Raw genomic sequence first — 18529 nt, 5'->3', positions numbered from 1 at the left:
TCTTTGCGTCAGATAGGATTAACGACATGAGTGTGAAATTGTGTTGTGTGAATCACGCATGCTCGACAGCTCTACACGTTTTTTCTTTACCGTCCCGGGGGCAATCATGAAACGCTACGACATGATTCGAATTAGCAGACCGATCGTCACCCAGATATGGGTGATTGCACGCTCGCGCGCGGACGTCTGATACTACTAGGCAATATATTGTGTATTCAGGCCCCGCCCCAGCGGGGCTTTGTGGTTCTGGGCCCCGCATAGTCAAAACTACGTTCAGAGAGTCCCATGCACAACCACCATCTTCTTGCACCGGCAGATACTGCTTAAGTAACGCCAACTACTAAAGCAGGTTCGGCAAGGCTGCCGTTATCACTTCTCTTTTTTTCTTATCGGAGTACGACATGACCGAGGCCCGCGCTCGTCTTGATTTTTTAACAGTGACTTATCCACGGCTCTTTCCAGTCGGCCCCCTCGCTTGGGGTTTCGAGCACGGTGATGGATGGACAGAACTGATTGCCACCCTATGCGAACGCTTGAACACGATTCTGGAGGCTGATTCAGATGCCAGATTCGGGGTCCGACAGGTGAAAGAAAAGTTCGGCGCGTTGCGCTTTTACTATGAGCTCAAGCAGGCCCGCGATGACACGGTTCGGCTTATACGGCAAGCCGTAGATCTAGCAGAAACCGCGAGCGCAAGCGTCTGTGAGTCCTGTGGTCGGCCGAGCCAGATGCGGCGCGACGACGGCTGGTACACCACCCGTTGTGAGTTGTGCTATCCCAACCCTGCATAGTGAATGCTGAATATCAAGAATAGAGGAATCTGTCATGGACCATGACAAGTACATAGAACAGCTTGCCGCACACCTCGCTCCAGAGGGTCGCTGGCGCCTGCTCGATCATGATGCTGCTGTCGAGCTGCCACCTGACGCACCGCTAGGTAATTTTTTCAATGACGACCTATTTACCTTGCTGTACCGAAGCGAGAATACTTACCCCGCTTCTTTAGCGCAGGTTCGTGAGGATTTATTAACTGTCTCAGGAACGCGGCCGCGTCATGTCCGAGCCACCGCTGCCTTGGCATTGGGCCGTTTCCTCCAAGTCCGTTGTGAACCTAGTGAATTCCAAGTGGGTAGTAGTAGTCCAGTACGGTGGTTTCAGCTAGCCCGCGAGCTTAATAGTGTGGTGGGCGCGGCCGAGGTGGCTAACGCCTTGCTCGCCCAAGAAGGTAAGCGGGTGACTTTGGATTTGAGCATCGATCCGCTGCCAAAGCTCGTGCAAATTAAAGGGACAGATGACGATGATGGGCAACGGCACGTGAAACATCGAGTCGCTCAAGCGTGGTACTTAGGAGCGAGGGTGGGGCTGCGGCACGTACAACGCGGATTCAGTGGCTGGGATGCAGAGTCATTCACTTGTGCGTTAAGTTGTGTGGTCAATTACCTAACATTGCTGCCACCTCGGCACGGGTTTGAATCCCCGCGGCCCCGAGCGGAACGCCGAGAGGCGCTGAAATGGCTCAAGCCGTTTTGGAACAAGCTGATTGTCGCCGCCAGCAGGCAACACGTCGATCCGCAAGCATATCGTGATGCCCTGGTTGAACAGCAGTTAGCCGTACTTGTTTTCTTGGAGCAGGACGAGCCATATAGCGAACAAAGTGGTGCCTGGCGGTCTAGAGCCAAAGCACCAACGCGCACACCGAGAAAGCCTCGCGTCAATGAGATCATCATCGTGCCTGGTGAGATCCCGCCAGCAACTGAACGCTCTGATATGGAATACCTCAAGCGATTCGAGGTGCTGCGCGAGCCGATGGCGTTTAAGGAGTTTCCTTCGGTAGACAAGTTGCAGGCGTTGCACGCAACGCTGCTGGCGGAGTTCCCCTGGGCGCAGGACGCCGTCTCACTCGTTATGAGCGATTTGTTCGCCCGTAAGCGCCATGGCGCGCTTCGCTTAGGCATGGCACCAGTGGTATTGGTGGGTCCGCCGGGTACGGGCAAAACTAGATTCGTGCAGCGGCTAGGGGAGCTGCTGAACACCCCCAATGCGGTGATCAACCTGGCAGGCATGACTGATGTCAAAGTCCTCAAGGGCGTCACGCGTGGCTGGAGTAGTAATCGCACTTCTCGGATGGTGGAGTTTATCCTGCAAACACAGGTGCCCAACCCGCTATTTATTCTGGATGAAATAGATAAAACGCAATGCGCCTACTCGAACGGTGGGGACCCCCAAGACGCGCTACTTGATCTACTAGAGCCAGGTAATGCGCGGCGCTACCACGATGTGTTTCTTTTGACCGAATGCGATTTATCGCATTGCATGTACATCGCGACCAGCAACTCCCTGCAAGCGCTTTCCGAACCGCTCCTCAGTCGCTTGCGTCCGGTGCTGTTTCCTGCACCGGGACCTGAGCACGCGCAAGTGATTTTGAAGGGCGTTGTGCGAGATCTAGAGTTGGCGTGGGGGCTGCCTGCCGGCACCGTCATTGTGTCCGACCACCATGCGCAGCTATTGCAGGGCTTGTCGGCACGTGAAATGCGCCGGGCACTGCTTGAGCTACTGGGGCGGGAGACCGATGCGCAGTTATATGCCCAACATTGACCTGCGCACCTGCTATCAGTCGGGCCTTGACCTGTAGCAGGTGCATATACAGAAGGAAAAGAGTTTATGGCACGTCTACATCTAAAGGTGTCCGCAAATACTTCGGGTCGCGACTTCGTCGTGGGCGACTTACACGGATGCTTAGATCTACTAGACATTGAGCTTGCCCATGTTGGGTTTGATCCAGCAGTCGACAGGCTATTTTCGGTAGGTGATCTAATCGATCGCGGGCCTGATTCAATGGGGTGCCTGCGGCTACTTCACAAGCCGTGGTTCTTCGCTGTGCGGGGTAATCACGAGGGCATGCTTCTGGACTATCTCTATGAGGTTTCGCAGCCATACTCGTGCCGTCAATCAGCTAAGCTTCTTGTCAGTAATGGAGGACGTTGGGTCTTCGCACTGGATAGTGGCGCCCGTGAGGAGCTGCGCGAAGAATTATTTCCCCTCGTTAACGGGCTGCCGTATGTGATCACGGTCGGCGAGGGCCCTGCCCGGTTTCATGTCGCACATGCTGAGATCATGACGGGCAGTACCGATCAGCACAATTGGCTGGACGAGCTGGCAGGTCTGCCTCTGGATTTGTCGCCACGACGTATCCTGACAGACGACGAGCTGACAGAGGAAACTCTGGCAGGAATCTTGGAGCCCCTCCTCTGGGGCAGGCGGTTGTGGAAGAAGATCGATTTGAACGCGTCTAGGGAGGTGTCTACGCCGGCCGGTACGCTGTTGATCAGCCCAAATCCAATGCGTCCGAGCCTTTCACTGACATATGTCGGCCATACCCCTTTGCGTTCCATGATGCTGCATGAGTCGCATATGTTTATTGACCGTGGCGCCTATAAACGTGATGCGTTTTCATGCTTATCGTTGTTGAATCACGAGCAGGTTCATTCGTGGCTATCGTGAGCGGCGCTAAGTCATATGCGCTCGAATTGAAGTTTCGGCGTGAATTCCGCCAACTCTTGCTTCCTAAAAGTGACGAGCCAGTAGCCGGATAACATCACACCTTTTGATCTAGATAAAGGAACAGTTTATGAACCACACTATGCCATCCGATGACTACGATATAGCGGTTGCCAAATTAACTCAGTTAGATGCGCTCTTGCTCAGCATTACCGCCGACGGATTTGATTCATATGAAGGACTCAATCGCAAGCTCAGGCATGACATGCTATGGCTTGCAAGCGATCTAGCTAGCGAAGCGCATGGGCGGATGGTCCGCCACCTGACGGGACCGGCGGAAACGACTGCTTGCTAGCCATTGGGCGACGGCTCGTTCGATCGCTGACAGTCCTGAGAACCTCTCAAGGAGGTTTGCCAGGGGCTTGGTTGTTGGCGTAGCGAAAATAGTGCGTCGATCAACTGTCTCATGTCCCCAATAGGCTAGCGGTCTCGTTATAGTCGCTATTCGGATTGCCAGCGCTTAGACCCTGGTCAAAAACTCAACGCTCTTCCGCCTCAAAGACAGGGCTCTAGGCGCGCCGGATCACATCGGAGCCATACAGTCGGTCGTATAGATTTGGCCGAAGAATCTGAGCATGGAACCGGATGCTCGCGCGCGTATCCCCGTAGTACTTTAATAGATTCCCGTACATCACGGGCAATACTTCGCAAAGGAACTCTTTGGTGACTTTGGGATCCTTTAAAACGCTCAGGGCGTCCCCGAGTTGACCGCCAAACACTGCCGAACGAGGTGAGAAAGTAAGCCCGGTACCTTGCAGATTCTGCCCGGCTTGTTCGGCCATGAGAGCTAGATGTTCGCCTATGTCCTCCCAATCGGCGAGCATGCCGAGAAATGTTTCGACCGTTTGCGGTAGACGGCGCTGTACTTGATAATGCGACAACACGATCTCATGCAGACGCGCCTCTATTTCCCGGTGTTCCAACAAATAGCGAACGAAGGAAACGTCCGCCCATTTCCTTTCCAGAATGTAGTGCAAGTCGCGCACATTGTTGTTCCGCGGCGCAGTATTCTCGCTCTGTAAAATGTGCAAATGCTCATGTGTCAGCACCTCCGCAGCGATCCGGTCAGCTCTGCCATTTATCGTGATCTGAAGATCGTGTTGCGTAAACGGCAAAACATATCCGAGTCCTCGCTTGCGTCGCCCCTCTTGTCGCCAGAACGACAACACTAAGCAGGCGCGTACCACCGGACGTGGAGCGATGTAGCAATGTGGATGTAAAGGGCGATATTGTCCTGCCTTCGTATCAATTTTACGCCTCTCAAGACCGCTGAGTGCCTTGGCTAGTTCGGGTGCCACGGTATTTGGCGATAGCTCCCAAGTCTGCAATAGCTCGCCACTACGTCGCCAGTAGTTTAGCCAAGCTCCGAGGCCCCACACACGCACCACGACGAAGTTGGATGTTGGAGGCTCACACTGAAGTGGTGTCGGCGGGAATTCTCCGAAGTCTTCATGTAACTGTTGCAGCGACGACTTTTCCGTACGTTTATAGAAGTAGCTCAACATAGGCAGTGCACAATGGTTGAATTAGAAGTCGGATAACGGGATCGGCGTTTCGTTCAACTAGTCAAAGGTTTGCCTGAGGCATGTCCCGGAATCAAACCGAGTGATCGGAGTAACCTAGAACCTGATGAAGGCTGTCAGAAGGAGATCTGTTATATGTCAGTGGTAAAGAAGCAAATCGGCGTCTCAAGACTTAAGTACGATGCTCTGGGAAAGGCGAGTGGCGAGCACACTTTTCCATCCGATATGATTGAGTCGGACATGCTTCAAGTAAAGCTGGTTCGCAGCACGCGTGCCCACGCGGACGTCGTGTCGATCGACACTGCCAAAGCCAAGGCTATTCCGGGGGTGGTGGGCGTTTACCTTGCAGTCGACATTCCCGGCAGCAAAAAATTTGGTGTGTTGGCCCCCGATCAATATCATTTATGTGTAGATCGTGTCCGCTACGTCGGCGAGCCCATTGCGGTAATTGCGGCTGAAACCCTTGATGCGGCCAGGAAGGCGGTAGCAGCCGTGCAGGTTGAGTATCGGGATCTGCCGCGTATCGATTTTCCGCCGCAGGAAGGCCTTGAACCCTTGCATGGCAACGGCATCGCTCACGAAATATCAATGGGGTTTGGCGATGTCGAGCAAGAATCCGCAAAGGCGGCCTTGCACACAGAACTGCGCTATAGCACGCCGCGTCAAGAACATGCTTTTCTGGAAACCGAGGCAGGTGCAGCATGGTATGCCGATGACGGCGTGCTGACTTTGTCTGTAGGCGGGCAGGCGCCACATTATGATCACCGCATGGTTATCGAAGCACTGGCGCTCGAGCCAGGAAAAGTTCGAGTGTTGAACCCTATGTCCGGCGGGGCTTTTGGCGGCAAAGAAGATCTCAACGTGCAGTTGCCTCTGGCCCTGGTTACATATAAAACTAAGCGTCCCTGTCGCCTGTTTTACGATCGCGATGAATCGATCAGTTCCAGCGTGAAGCGCCACGCGTTTGATGCGTCGTACAAAGTCAGCGCTACGGCCGACGGGCGGTTGCTTTCTGCAAACATCACCTTATTGGCCGATGCGGGGCCCTATGTTAACTACACGCCGGTTGTCATCTCGCAGTCCGTAGAGCATGGCGCTGGGCCTTACCGCTTTTCTGCAATTTCGATCGACGCAAAAGCGTTGTTCACGAACAACAGCATGGGCTCAGCGTTTCGAGGCGTGGGTGCGCCGCAGGTCCTGGCAGGCGTCGAACAGGTTATAGACGATATAGGCCATCAGGCAGGGCTTTCGCCTTTTGAGGTTAGGCGCCGAAACCTGCTGCGCAAGGGCGACAAGGCCGGTCCAGGCTACCCGATGGCTGAAGAGCCCTTGCTTGCGGGTTTGCTTGACGAGGCCGAGCAAGGAAAATTGTGGCAGACCCGTGACGCGTTCAAACAAGGGGCGCCGGCCTATACGGCGCGCGGTGTTGGGGTCGCCAGCGTGTTTTACAGTTTTGGCCTGGGCTCGGGTGCCGAGGCGGGGGCGTCGGTACGCCTTTCGCGCCAGTCGTCGGGCCGTTACCTGTTAGAGCTAGGCACACCCGATGTGGGCAACGGCAACGCTACATCCTTCAAGATGATAGCGGCTGAATTCCTTGGCTGCGATGCGGATGACGTGGACACGATAGTCGGCGACAGCCAAGGGCCCAGCTCGGGCGGCACCCACGGCTCGCGCACCACCTATGTAGTTGGCAATGCTGTTGCACAGGCTGCCCAAGAGCTTAAGCAGAAAGTGGCGCAAGCCCCCGCTAGCACGGAGCTTTCGGTTGATACCTCGTTTGTGCCAGAGCAAGCAGAGCAGTTTATTTTTGGCATGCCCCATATTGCCTATAACTATATCGTCCAGGTTATGGCGATGGAAGTTGACCTGCTTACCGGCATTGCAACAGTAATCGAGGTTGAGAACTACATCGAAACTGGCCGGGCGATTCACCCTCAGAATATTGAAGGCCAGATAGAGGGTGCGTTTGCACAGGGCCTTGGTTTTGCTCTGTACGAAGACCTAGTTCTGCACGAAGGAACGGTCAAGAACGCGTCGTTCACCAATTATGTCATTCCTACCGTTCGCGATGTGCCGCCAAAGATGACAACCCGGTTGTTCGAGCACCCTGACCTAACAAATCCTTTGGGGGTCAGAGGATTAGGCGAAATCGGATTGCCGGTGGTCCCGGCCAGTGTCGCGAACACGTTGTTTGATGCCATCGGCTGCCGTTTCAACAAGTTTCCCATTCTTCCAGAGCATATCTCGGCGGCACTGAAGGCAAAGGAGTAAGCCAATAATGATTAAGTTATCTGTAAACGGCGAGCGCCGAACCCTCGAGGCGGATCCCCGCAGCATTTTGTTGAATGCCTTGCGAGAAGACCTTGGTCTCACGGGCACGAAATACGGGTGTGGCGAAGGCGAGTGCGGTGCCTGCACGGTTGTCGTTGATGGCAGTACGGTGTGCTCGTGCCTGGTTTTGGCCGGCTCGGTCGAAGGCTGCGAAATTACCACGATTGAAGGCCTTGTCGAAGACCCGTTGGGGGCATCCCTAATCGATAGCTTCGCCCACGAGGGGGCGGTGCAATGCGGGTTTTGCATACCGGGGTTCATTGTGCAAGGATGGCACGGTATTGCATCTGGCGAAATAATCGACGATCAAAGTCTGCGTCATGCCCTGGGTGGCAACCTATGCCGGTGCACCGGCTATACAAAAATAGTTGCGGCCATGGAAAAAAGCCTGGCTCAGCAATTGGTTTCCAGCCGAGTCACTGGCAAACAGGGCCAAGGCGTTGAAACCCAAAAGCGGGAAGGCTATTGGCGTCCTGCAACGCTCAAAGAGCTGCTAGAGGGCTTGGCGAGCATAACGGAGGCATATCATTTTGTGGCGGGTGGTACTGATATTCTGGTGCAGAATGTCGATCACCTGAAAGACCTTCAGCTTATCGACTTGAATGCCATTGTTGAGTTGCTTGGCATCACCGAGTCAGATGGTTTCGTTCGCATTGGTTCGCGGGCAAGTTGGACCGACTTGCAAAAATCGGACCTAGTCGCCCGCCATGCGCCGCTGTTGGCGCAGGCGGCCAAAGAGGTGGGTGCGGGGCAGATTCAAAATCGGGGCACTCTCGCCGGAAACATCGCCAACGCTTCGCCGGCAGCCGATGGCCTCCCTCCTTTGTACGTATATGACGCGCTGGTGGTCTGTGAAAGTGCTCAGGGTGTTCGCCAGATACCGATTGCCGAGTTCGTTTTGGGCCCAGGTCAAACGGCTTTGCAGCCCGGCGAGCTAATCACTGAGATATTGGTTCCGTCTTTTCACGCACGCCAGAACGAGCTCTATTTCTTTGAAAAGCGTGGCCCTCGCAAAGCTCAGACCATTTCGAAGGCGTCAGTGGCCTTTCATCAGTGGACCGGCAGCGACGGCGTAGAAAATGTTCGCATCGCGATTGGGGCGGTGGCCAAAACGGTCTTGCGCGTTCCCGAGGCCGAAAGCCTGCTGGCCCGAGGCGATGACCCCGAAGTGGCTGCTGATGCTGTCAGAAAAGCCGCCCAGCCTATTACCGACATTCGTTCGACTGCGGACTATCGTGAGTGGTTGGTCGGTAGTTTGCTGCTAAGGGGCTTGGCTGACCACGGCGTTTATAAGGCCAAGTAAGCCGGCTTGTGACAAAGGGCATTGACGCCACTGCGTCAATGCCCTTTGTCAATCATATGATACTGCGATCAGGCCACGCCTGAGTGCTTCATACGCGCTTGGCCCTTGATCTACCTATGGCGGACGTGGGCCAAACGTTTCCTGTGGGCGTGATCTCTTGAAACTCAAGCAATTGGCGTAGTGTGGACACAAACGCGTGTTCTTGCTGGGCTGTCATTGAGCTTTTCCAAAGGGCGTCTTGTTCCTCGCCGATGGCCAGGGTCACTTTCAATAGCTTCAGACCCTTGGCGGTAAGAGCCAAGTGGATCGAGCGGCGATCTTCAGGGTGGGGCGTTTTTTTGACGAGTCCTTTGGCCAGCAACCGCGTCGCGCCACGGCTGACCGCAGCCGCGTCAATGCCGATATATGCGGCCAAGTCTTTTGGGGTAGTGGCATCTTCATGATAGATGCTGATCATGATTTGCCATTGCGCAACGGTGACCCCCAGCTTCAGTAGGGAATTTTCGAACTTGCTCAGCACGGAAGCAGACAGGCGGTGCAGCCAGAATGCCAGATGATCGTGCAGACCGCTCTCGGGCGCTGTGGCGGCATCGGCGTTGAATGGCTGGTTGCCAGAGTCTGAAGCCGCTTTCTTCTTGAGTGTCATAGTCGTTGTGTAGTCTGTCTTTTTACCTGCATTGTAGGTGATTGGGCCTGTTGCATTGCTTGTAAGGCGGCAAGGCATCAAGCTCAAATGGCTGAAATGCATTTTCTTATCGCGGGCGGGAAAACCCTAATAGAAGCCAGGATTCTACCCGCGTAAAATTGCATGCCTAGACATTGATGTCTAGCCATGCATGTTAGAGCATCTATTTTATATGGCGTCATAGCGCTGCGAGAGAGGCAAAGAAATGATCCACCACGTACTACGTAAGATGAAGGCGCCAGCGCTGGCGTTAAGCGGTCTGGCTTTGGTCGGAACGGCTGCAGGCACCGCTTTGGCCAACGATAAAGAGGTTGTTGTTGGCTTTGCGGTAGCGCAATCTGGAATGTTCCAGCCTTACGATGCCGAGGGTATAGAGATGGCCAATCTTTATCTCGATGAACTGAACAAGCGTGGTGGGGTTCTGGGCCATAGGGTACGGTCGGTTATTGCGGACACCCGTTCCGATCGCGTCGAGGGTGCTAAGGCGGGCGCATCGGTAGTGTCTCAGGGGGCCAAGCTTGTTGTGGTTACCTGCGACTACGATTTTGGCGCACCGGCCGCCTTGCAGGCGAACCGAAACGAAATAATCGCTGTGTCGCTGTGTGCAGGCGACCCCAAAATGGGGCCTGCTGGCCTGGGGCCGTATGTGTTTAGTGCGGGCATGGCTGGCCAGTCCGAAGGCGTTAAAGCGGCCGACTGGGCGTTTACGCAGCGCGGCTTTAAAACCGCCTATATGCTTACCGACACGCATGTCCAATACAACAGCTCCGTGTGCGCCGGCTTTGAGTGGCAGTGGGAAAAGCTGGGCGGAAAAATGGCCGGCAAAGACACCTTCCGTAACGGCGATCCGTCTGTGGCTTCGCAGGTAACGCGTATGCGTAATGCCATTCGCGACGACAACGTCGATGTTGTCATGCTGTGTACATTATTGCCAGGCGGTGCAACGGCGCTGCGACAAATTCGTGCGGCCGATATCGAGACGCCCATTATCAGCGGCCAAGCCATGTCAGGTACGTTCTGGATGGACTCGGTCCCCAATCTAAGCGATTTCTACACTATCCAGCAGGCTGCGGTTAACGGTGACCCGCGCGAGTCGGTGCAGAAGGTTTCCAAACTGTACGCTGACACTCTGGGCAAAGAGATTACGCAGCCGTCAGTTTTCGGCATCTATGCTTGGCTCGACTTGTGGGTGAAAGCCGTCGAAACTGCCGGCACTTTTGATTCTGATGCTGTACTTAAAGTTATGAATGGCTACACGAACGAACCCACCTTTTTGGGCCCTTACAGCTTTACCCCCGAGCTGCACATTCAGGACGCACCTGAGCAGGTCATTGTCGAAATTCAAGACGGAAAACAGGCCCAGGTAATTTTGACGGAGCAGGGTGAATCTTTGCCCACTAACTTGCTCTATCGCATCTCTAATTAAACATGAACGTGCAGCAATTAGAGCCGGCTGTTTCGGTTAGTGCAAAACCCTCTACCCCTGCTTTGCTCCGGGTAGAGGGGGTAAGCGTACAGTTTGGGGCGCTTGCGGCAATTTCGGATATTAATCTGGGGATGTCCACTGGCGAGGTGTTGGGGTTGATCGGCCCTAACGGCGCCGGCAAAACAACTCTGGTCAACTGCATAAGTGGCTTCCTTAACCCGACCAAAGGCTCTATCAGTCTTAACGATAAACCGGTCGGAAAATGGTCTCCCGAGCAAGCGCGAAAGCTTGGTGTCGCCCGAACCTTTCAAGGTGGACGTTTGTTTGGCGCCCTAACCGTCCTCGAGAATGTCGAAGTCGCGGGGCTGGGGCTGGGAATGAGCCGAAGCCAGGCGCGCACCCAGGCTCAAGAGCTTCTCGGTTGGGTGGGGTTTCGCGGCGATTTGAATGGCAAGGCGGTCGACATTCCCTACGTCGATGAACGCAGGGTCGGAATGGCACGGGCCCTTATCGGCAAGCCTGATTTTCTGTTGCTCGATGAGCCTGCGGCGGGAATGTCGGACGACGAATGCGCCCATCTGGGCAGGCTAATCCAGGAAATCGCCAGTTCGATGTCCTGTGGGGTGCTGTTAATCGAGCACAACATGGGTTTGATCAAAGAGGTGTGCGACTGGACACTGGTCATGAGCAGTGGCTGCGAGCTGGCGGTGGGGCCACCTGAGCAAACACTTAGCGATAAAAAAGTAATCTCGGCTTATCTCGGAGAGGAAGAGTGACTGATTACCTGCTTCGAATTAGCAGCCTAAGCGTTAACTACGGCGCAACTCCGGCTCTACAAGACATTGATCTTGTCGTGCGGCAGGGAGAGGTCGCCTGTGTGGTGGGGCAAAACGGCGCGGGCAAGTCTTCTTTGCTTTCAGCCGTTGCGGGTGCCTTGCCCAACCAGGCTTGCCAGGGGCAGGTTGAGTATCAGGGCAAAAGCATTCTGGGCAGAAAGGCTGAAGACATTGCCCGCATGGGCATCAGTCTGGTGCCCGAAGGCCGTCACGTCTTTTCAGACATGACCGTTAAAGAGAACCTTTTGATCGGCACCTACATGCGGCGTGACCGCAGGAACGTCAAACAAGAGATCGAAACGGTGCTTGAGCTGTTCCCCCGCTTACGTGAGCGTCTTGCCTTCCCCGCAGGTTTGCTGTCGGGGGGCGAGCAACAAATGCTGGTCATAGGCCGAAGCGTGCTTACTAACACCAAGTTCATGCTGATCGACGAGCCTTCCTTGGGGCTGGCGCCGCTGGTTATTGATAACGTGTATCAAGCCTTGCTTGCGCTAAGAAACGAGCGAGGACTGACGCTGCTTATTAATGAGCAAAGCTCAAACCGGGTAATGAAGTACGCCGACACCATCCACGTATTGCGAGGAGGGCGAAAGCGCCTGACCACTACTGTGCAAGAAGTCGGCAATGGCGAAACACTGAAAGCAGCGTATTTTGGTTTGACAAAGACCGACGAAACTGCGGCCGAGGTGATGTGATGCAAACAGTATTGGATGCAGCGAGCTTGGGTAGTTTGTATGCGCTTGTGGCGTTGGGCCTCGGCTTGTTGATGGGCGTACTGCGGCTTATTAACTTTGCGCATGGCGACTTCATCACCATCGGGGCGTACTCGCTGGTATTGCCCACAACAGATGCGGTTACGCGCATGGTGTTCGTGGGCTGGAACTGGGCCGCGATTGCCCTGGTAGTTTGCGCAGTGGTGGTGATTGTGGCCATGGTTTCGGATGCGGTTCTTTTCAAGCCGCTTAGAACCGCCAGCGTTGGCACGCTGCTTATCGCTTCGTTTGCGCTTAGTTATTTCATTCAAAGCGGCATTATGATGATTTACGGTGCCCGGCCAAAGGGTGTTGATCTATGGCCGGCATTGAACCAAAGCATCGTCCTGGGCGATGTACGCATTTCGCTGGTGCAACTGACAACTATCGGCGTGACGGTGCTGTTGCTGGTGGCACTTAGCGTTTTGCTCAAGGGTACGCCTATCGGCTTGCAAATGCGGGCAGCAGCCACCGATTTCAAAATGGCACGCCTGCTTGGGGTCCGAGGTAACCGCGTTATTGGTGCTGCGTTTGCAATCAGCGGCGTGTTGGCGGGAGTGGTGTCGTTGCTGTTCATTGTCCAGACCGGTGCGCTTTCGCCAACGTTGGGCTTGCCCCTGGCCATCTTCGGCTTCATTGCCACGGTGGTCGGAGGAATGGGCAGCTTGGTTGGTGCGGTGGTGGGCGGATTTCTTATCGGTGTAACGATGACGTTATTTCAGACTTTCCTGCCCCCCGAGCTGCGCGATTTCAGAGACGCATTCACCTTTGGCCTGATCGTGCTGATTCTGGTATTTAGGCCTAATGGCCTGTTTCCCTCAAACGCACTGGCAGAACGGGTCTGACATGAACATGCTCAAGAAACTCAATGTCCCATCGATGGCGACGCCGATCAGCCTGATACTGGTCCTGGTGCTGATCGTGGCGCTTACCTATGCCTTGGGGGGCGAGCACCAGCACATTACCGTTACCGAAATGTTGGTACGCATGATCGCCGTCGTAGGTATTTATATCTTTGTCGGCAATTCGGGCTTGCTGTCGTTCGGGCACGTAGGCTTCATGTGTGTGGGCGCGTATACCGCAGCATGGGTAACTGTGGCGCCGCTATGGAAGCAAATGATGTTGTTCGCCTTGCCAGAAGTGCTGCGTACACAGGCTTATGGCTATGAGGTCAGTCTGATCCTGGCGGTACTTATATGCATGGTGCTGGCCTTGGTGTTGGGAGCCGTCATCATGCGCTTGTCGGGTATTGCATCGACCATCACCACGTTTGGTTTTTTGGTGGTGCTGAACAGTGTGTTCTCGAACTGGTCGTCTCTTACGGCGGGTACCAGTTCCATTATCGGCATACCTGTATTCGTCAACCCTTTCTGGGCTGTGCTTGTTGTCGCTGTATGCATTCTTATCGCCTGGCTCTATCAAAGCTCTAGGCACGGTTTAATGTTACGGGCCACCCGCGAAAGCGAGCCGGCGGCCAAGGCTTGTGGCATTTCCATCGTGAAAATGCGGTTGGTTTCATTTGTGCTTAGCGCCGGTATCTGTGGGTTGGCCGGAGCCATGTATGCCCATTTTGTGGGTTTTCTGTCGCCTGACGCTTTGTATCTGGACGCCACTTTTATTTTGCTGGCCATGCTCATTGTCGGGGGTATGCAAAGCCTGACGGGTGCGGTGTTGGGTGCGGTGGTCGTTTCCTTGCTTATCGAGTTGCTGCGATTAGCCGAAGACGGTGTCAGTATCAGTGGCCATCTTCTGGCTTTGCCCAGTGGTTCGCAGCAGTTGGGTCTGGCTGCTCTTTTAGGGCTGGTGCTGTTGTTCAGGCCCGATGGCTTGAGCAAAGGCAAAGAACTGACGGCTTGGCGCGGTCGGGTTGGGCGGTTTTCAAATCGGCGCTCCAAGGTTTTTGTGAATTGAAGATTTAGGTACTGATGCGTATTTCTACGCATCGCAGCCAATTAAATGACTAGGCATTTAAATAGTCGAGTCTGGAGAAAAATGATGATCAATTGGAATGATTTTCAGCAGCTCTGCAAGAGGGAACTGGCGCTGTGCAAGGTTAAGCCTGGAGAAACGGTGATCGTGTTGTCTCAAGGGAGCGACCGCATGGATTATGCCGATGCCTTCGTAACGGCAGCAATTGAGCTGGGAGCCCAAAGCTATAACTTGCGCCTAGGTAATACCGCGTCCGTCTTGAACGGCCCGGGCTTGTCCGAAGTGGGCATCAACCCATTGGCCAACAACCCTGGCGCGATGGAGGCCTTGAAACAGGCCGACTTGGTCGTAGATCTGGTCTTCATGCTTTGGTCCGAAGAGCAGCACGAGATTCAGCGTGCCGGTGCACGCGTGCTGACCTGCATCGAGCCCAAGGGGCTGTTGGCACAAATGTTCCCGACCGAAGACCAACGCCGCCGTGTCGAGTTCAGCTCCGGGTTGATTTCTCAGGCAAAAACCATGCGAATTACCAGCAAGGCCGGCACAGATGTGACCTACCAGTTGGGCGCATTTCCGGTTGTCGAACAATACGGTTATACCGACCAGAAAGGTCGCTGGGATGCCTGGCCGGGCGGCTTTGTATTTACGGCTGGCGCCGTTGATGGCGTGGATGGAACGGTGGTGATTGACGCAGGCGACATCATTGCTGGTCCCTTCCGTAGTTATGTTGACAGCAAGATCGAATTGACGATCGCGGGCGGTCAAATTACTCGGATTGACGGTGGTGTGGATGCTGAGCAAATGAAAGCCTACCTTGACGGTTTCAACGACCCGCGTGCGTATGCCATTTCGCATATTGGCTGGGGCATCAACGAGAACGTGTCCTGGACAAGCATGAAGTCGAATACGCACAGCTATGGCCAAGAGGCTCGAGCCTATTACGGAAATGTGCTGTTTGCCACTGGCCCCAACACCGAGTTGGGCGGCGTTAACGATACGCCTGCCCACATGGACATACCGCTACGTAACTGCACCCTGTATCTCGACGATCAGGCCATCTTGGTCGATGGCGAGTTTGTGCTGCCCGAACTGAAAGTTTCTCGCTGAAATAGCGAAAGGAGAAAGAAATGACTGTGTTAGAAAATATCGATACTTCGTCCTTCCCGCGTCTGGAAGACTTTGATCCTCTGTCTCCTGAGTTTATGAAGAACCCGGCTCCCTTGATTCGCAAGGCGCAGGCAGAAAAGCCGGTGTTCTATCACGAGCCCTTGAAGATGTGGGTTATTACCAAGCACGAAGACATTTGCAATGCAGCTCGCGATTACGAAACCTTTTCGTCGCGTGCGCTGGGTCTGGTACCCCCACCCGATGACTTGGCAGAGCGAGTGCCCGCCAACTTTGATAAAGAGTTTTTTATTGCGATTGACCCCCCGGAGCATACGGGGTCGCGCATGTCGGTGGCGCCGTTCTTTACGCAACGGGCGTCCGAAAAAATGGGCGATCCGACCAGGGAAATAGCCAATCGCCTGATCGATTCGTTCATCGACAAGGGCAAGTGCGATTTCATGAAGGACTATGCCTACCCCCTTTCGCTGGAAGTGATCACACGGATGGTCGGCTTGCCCCCCGAGCGAGCTGCGGATTATCGCCGCTGGACGGCGGATCTATTTAACGTGTTCACGCCCAAGTCGATGGTCAAGCCCATGAGCGATGAAGTTCGTCGCGCGTGCTGGGAGAGCGTGCTCGAGTGTTTCGATTTTTTTAACGCGCTGGTCAGTGATCGCGAGAAGAATCCGCGCGACGACGTTCTGTCCAAGATGTTGCAGGCCAAAGATAAAGAAGGTAACCCGCTGGTGAACCGCTCGCGCATTGTTCGCCACGTTCACGAGCTGATGGCAGCGGGTAATGACACCACGCCCAATCTCATGGCTCGCATGCTGCAATTCTTGGAAGAGTACCCCGATCAACGAGAGCTTTTGCGTAAGCAGCCCGAACTCATGGCTAATGCCGTAGAAGAAACGCTGCGCCTCCGCGGTACCTCTCCTGGGCTGTTCCGAATCACGACCCGTGATGTTGAAATCGGTGGCGCAACCATACCTGCCGGATCCAGTATCTGGCTGTTGTTTGCGGCAGGTGGCCTTGATGACGCCAAGTTCGAGAACCCAGAGGTGTTCGACATAACTCGTAGCAACGCCAAAGAACACTTGTCGTTCGGCCACGGTCGCCACATGTGCCTGGGCAATCCGCTGGCACGTCTCGAAGTTCATATTGGCATGGAAGAGATTCTGCGGCGTATTCCTGGCATCCGCATTGTCAAGGACCAGGAGCTTACGTACTTGCCCACCTTGACCGTTACCGCACTGGAGAGCTTGATGGTGGAGTGGGATCCGGCTGACACCCAGGCGTAAGGCATGCCTGCCATTCGCATAATTATTTATAGAAGTACATGCCATGACAACAGCAATACAGAACCTGATCGTGCATGAGGTTAGCAAGGCTGCCGAAGATGTGCTGGTTTACCAGCTAGCCGCTTCGGGCGGCGCTGACTTGGCTCCTTGGGAGCCAGGTGCACATATCGATATTCATACTCCGTCGGGGCTGATCCGTCAGTACTCGTTGTGCGGGCAGCCTAGCGACCGAAAGCAATATCAGATTGCAGTGCTCATTGAGCGCAACGGTCGCGGTGGATCGATTGAAATCCATGAAAAGCTCACCGTCGGCACAAGCGTCAAAGTGAGTATTCCTAGAAACCATTTTCCTTTGCGGCCGGCGCAAAAGTACATCTTTGTGGGCGGAGGCATTGGCATTACGCCGCTCTTGCCCATGATCGACGCAGCGCAGCAATCGGGCGCAGCATGGAGCCTGGTTTACGGCGGTCGAAATACGGCGTCCATGGCCTTTGCCGACGCACTGGGAAGATTGCACGGCGAAACCGTCACGCTGGTGCCTCAAGACGTCAAGGGCATGATCGATATCAAGCAGATTGTCGAGCAAGCGGAGTCAGACGTTGCAGTCTACGCCTGCGGGCCCGGTGCCATGTTAACTGAGCTCGAAACGCAATTCGAGCAGGCCGGTAAGCGGACACAACTTTTTATTGAACGATTTGGCGTGGACGAGCAGAAGAAGCTGATCGAATCGGCCGGAGAGTCGCAAGGCTTCCAGATAGAGCTGGCCCAAAGAGGGCTCACACTGGATGTTCCAGCGGACAAGACCCTCAAAGAGGTATTGCTGGGCGCCGGCATCGACGTGCCTTTTTCTTGCGAAGAGGGCTACTGCGGCAGCTGTGAAACCAAGGTGCTGGAAGGAGTGCCCGAGCATCATTGCAGTGTCCTGACCGACGAAGAAAAGGAGCAGGGCGAATACATGATGGTGTGTGTAGGGCGCAGCAAGTCTGCAAAACTGGTTTTGGATCTTTAACAATTATTAGGTGAAACATGCATCTGGAAAATCAAGTGGCGATAGTCACGGGTGGGGCACGTGGTATCGGCCTAGAAACCGCCAAGAAGTTCGCATCGCTGGGCGCGCATGCCGTAATCTGGGATCTTGATGAAGCGGGTGCCCGGAACAGCGTCGCCGCTATTGAACAGGCCGGTGGCAAGGCTAGTTCGTACGTGGTCGACCTGACTGACGATAAGGCTGTAAACCAAGCCACCGCCCAGGTGATGAACAACCTGGGCCGCATTGATATCTTGGTAAACAATGCGGGCTACTACCCCCATGCCACGCTGGAGGCCACTAGCGTCGATATGTGGCGCAAGATCATGGCCGTCAATCTGGACAGTGCGTTTTTTTGCTCCCAGGCCGTTTTCCCCCATATGAAAAAAGCTGGGTACGGGCGCGTAGTCAATTTCTCGTCTGCTGTTGTTTACGAGGGAATACCGGGCGTCAGTGCGTATGCCTCGACCAAGGCAGCCCTATTGGGTTTTACGAGGGTTCTGGCCACAGAAGGCGGCGAGTTTGGTATTACGGCCAACTGTGTCGCCCCCGGTCTGATTGAAACAGAAGGCGTGCTCGAAGCCATCGAAGACCTATTCGAGACGGTTATTCAGGTTCAGGCAATCAAGCGTCGTGGTAAGCCCGCTGACATTGCCGAAGCCATCGCCTTCCTGGCTGGCCCCGCAGCCGGCTTCATTACTGGGCAAAATCTAGGTATCAACGGCGGTAGTTCTTACCTATAAGGAGTGAG

17 protein-coding genes are annotated in these 18529 nt (G+C 54.7%); 15 read left to right on the top strand and 2 right to left on the bottom strand.

What is annotated here, in order from left to right; genetic code table 11:
• The first annotated feature begins 401 nt into the window (after positions 1 to 401).
• The 4 genes from DFR37_RS20570 to DFR37_RS20555 all read left to right on the top strand — a co-directional run bounded on the left by DFR37_RS20570 (position 402) and on the right by DFR37_RS20555 (position 3853).
• Positions 402 to 791, top strand: coding sequence for a hypothetical protein (locus DFR37_RS20570; RefSeq protein WP_113935045.1), 390 nt, complete (start codon positions 402 to 404; stop codon positions 789 to 791).
• Between the two features lie 34 nt (positions 792 to 825).
• Complete coding sequence (locus DFR37_RS20565) at positions 826 to 2595, top strand: AAA family ATPase (protein WP_113935044.1); 1770 nt, start codon at positions 826 to 828, stop codon at positions 2593 to 2595.
• Positions 2596 to 2661: 66 nt separating this feature from the next.
• Positions 2662 to 3501 (top strand): metallophosphoesterase, encoded by an 840-nt coding sequence (locus DFR37_RS20560; protein WP_113935043.1) that lies wholly within the window; start codon positions 2662 to 2664, stop codon positions 3499 to 3501.
• 127 nt (positions 3502 to 3628) lie between these two features.
• Positions 3629 to 3853: a hypothetical protein gene (locus DFR37_RS20555; RefSeq protein ID WP_113935042.1), complete on the top strand. Its 225-nt coding sequence runs from the start codon at positions 3629 to 3631 to the stop codon at positions 3851 to 3853.
• Between the two features lie 214 nt (positions 3854 to 4067).
• Here DFR37_RS20555 and DFR37_RS22870 read toward each other — a convergent pair whose 3' ends face one another.
• The gene (locus tag DFR37_RS22870) at positions 4068 to 5063 is read right to left on the bottom strand and encodes a hypothetical protein (RefSeq protein ID WP_147251646.1); all 996 of its coding nucleotides are present in this window, start codon (positions 5061 to 5063) and stop codon (positions 4068 to 4070) included.
• 69 nt (positions 5064 to 5132) lie between these two features.
• Here DFR37_RS22870 and DFR37_RS20545 point away from each other — a divergent pair, with 69 nt between their 5' ends.
• Positions 5133 to 7352, top strand: a complete 2220-nt coding sequence (locus DFR37_RS20545; RefSeq protein WP_147251645.1) for a xanthine dehydrogenase family protein molybdopterin-binding subunit — start codon at positions 5133 to 5135, stop codon at positions 7350 to 7352.
• 7 nt (positions 7353 to 7359) lie between these two features.
• Positions 7360 to 8715, top strand: coding sequence for an FAD binding domain-containing protein (locus DFR37_RS20540; RefSeq protein WP_113935039.1), 1356 nt, complete (start codon positions 7360 to 7362; stop codon positions 8713 to 8715).
• A gap of 88 nt (positions 8716 to 8803) precedes the next feature.
• Here the strand turns inward: DFR37_RS20540 and DFR37_RS20535 are convergent, their stop codons facing one another.
• Positions 8804 to 9361, bottom strand: a complete 558-nt coding sequence (locus tag DFR37_RS20535) for a MarR family winged helix-turn-helix transcriptional regulator (protein WP_170139970.1) — start codon at positions 9359 to 9361, stop codon at positions 8804 to 8806.
• A gap of 331 nt (positions 9362 to 9692) precedes the next feature.
• Here DFR37_RS20535 and DFR37_RS20530 point away from each other — a divergent pair, with 331 nt between their 5' ends.
• From DFR37_RS20530 to DFR37_RS20490, 9 genes are all read left to right on the top strand, one after another.
• Positions 9693 to 10826, top strand: coding sequence for an ABC transporter substrate-binding protein (locus DFR37_RS20530; protein WP_170139969.1), 1134 nt, complete (start codon positions 9693 to 9695; stop codon positions 10824 to 10826).
• A gap of 2 nt (positions 10827 to 10828) precedes the next feature.
• Entirely contained in the window at positions 10829 to 11602 is a 774-nt protein-coding gene (locus tag DFR37_RS20525; protein ID WP_113935036.1) for an ABC transporter ATP-binding protein, read from the top strand.
• On the top strand, positions 11599 to 12357 hold the full coding sequence (locus DFR37_RS20520) for an ABC transporter ATP-binding protein (RefSeq protein WP_211317316.1): 759 nt from the start codon (positions 11599 to 11601) through the stop codon (positions 12355 to 12357). Before DFR37_RS20525 ends, DFR37_RS20520 begins: the two co-directional genes overlap by 4 nt.
• The gene (locus DFR37_RS20515; RefSeq protein ID WP_113935035.1) at positions 12357 to 13259 is read left to right on the top strand and encodes a branched-chain amino acid ABC transporter permease; all 903 of its coding nucleotides are present in this window, start codon (positions 12357 to 12359) and stop codon (positions 13257 to 13259) included. The genes DFR37_RS20520 and DFR37_RS20515 overlap by 1 nt, the downstream gene beginning before the upstream one ends.
• Position 13260: 1 nt before the next feature.
• Positions 13261 to 14325, top strand: a complete 1065-nt coding sequence (locus DFR37_RS20510) for a branched-chain amino acid ABC transporter permease (RefSeq protein WP_170139968.1) — start codon at positions 13261 to 13263, stop codon at positions 14323 to 14325.
• Between the two features lie 81 nt (positions 14326 to 14406).
• A complete protein-coding gene (locus DFR37_RS20505) occupies positions 14407 to 15450 on the top strand; it encodes a 2,5-dihydroxypyridine 5,6-dioxygenase NicX family protein (protein ID WP_211317315.1) in 1044 nt (347 codons plus the stop codon).
• A gap of 20 nt (positions 15451 to 15470) precedes the next feature.
• A complete protein-coding gene (locus DFR37_RS20500; protein ID WP_113935033.1) occupies positions 15471 to 16751 on the top strand; it encodes a cytochrome P450 in 1281 nt (426 codons plus the stop codon).
• A 43-nt stretch (positions 16752 to 16794) separates the two neighbouring features.
• A complete protein-coding gene (locus DFR37_RS20495) occupies positions 16795 to 17760 on the top strand; it encodes a PDR/VanB family oxidoreductase (RefSeq protein ID WP_113935032.1) in 966 nt (321 codons plus the stop codon).
• A 17-nt stretch (positions 17761 to 17777) separates the two neighbouring features.
• Complete coding sequence (locus tag DFR37_RS20490; RefSeq protein WP_113935031.1) at positions 17778 to 18521, top strand: SDR family NAD(P)-dependent oxidoreductase; 744 nt, start codon at positions 17778 to 17780, stop codon at positions 18519 to 18521.
• Positions 18522 to 18529: the final 8 nt, after the last annotated feature.

Source organism: Eoetvoesiella caeni (genome assembly GCF_003315175.1).
GTDB lineage: Bacteria > Pseudomonadota > Gammaproteobacteria > Burkholderiales > Burkholderiaceae_B > Eoetvoesia > Eoetvoesia caeni.
Note: the sequence above shows the minus strand (reverse complement) of the source record. Positions and strands in the feature narration are given on the sequence as shown.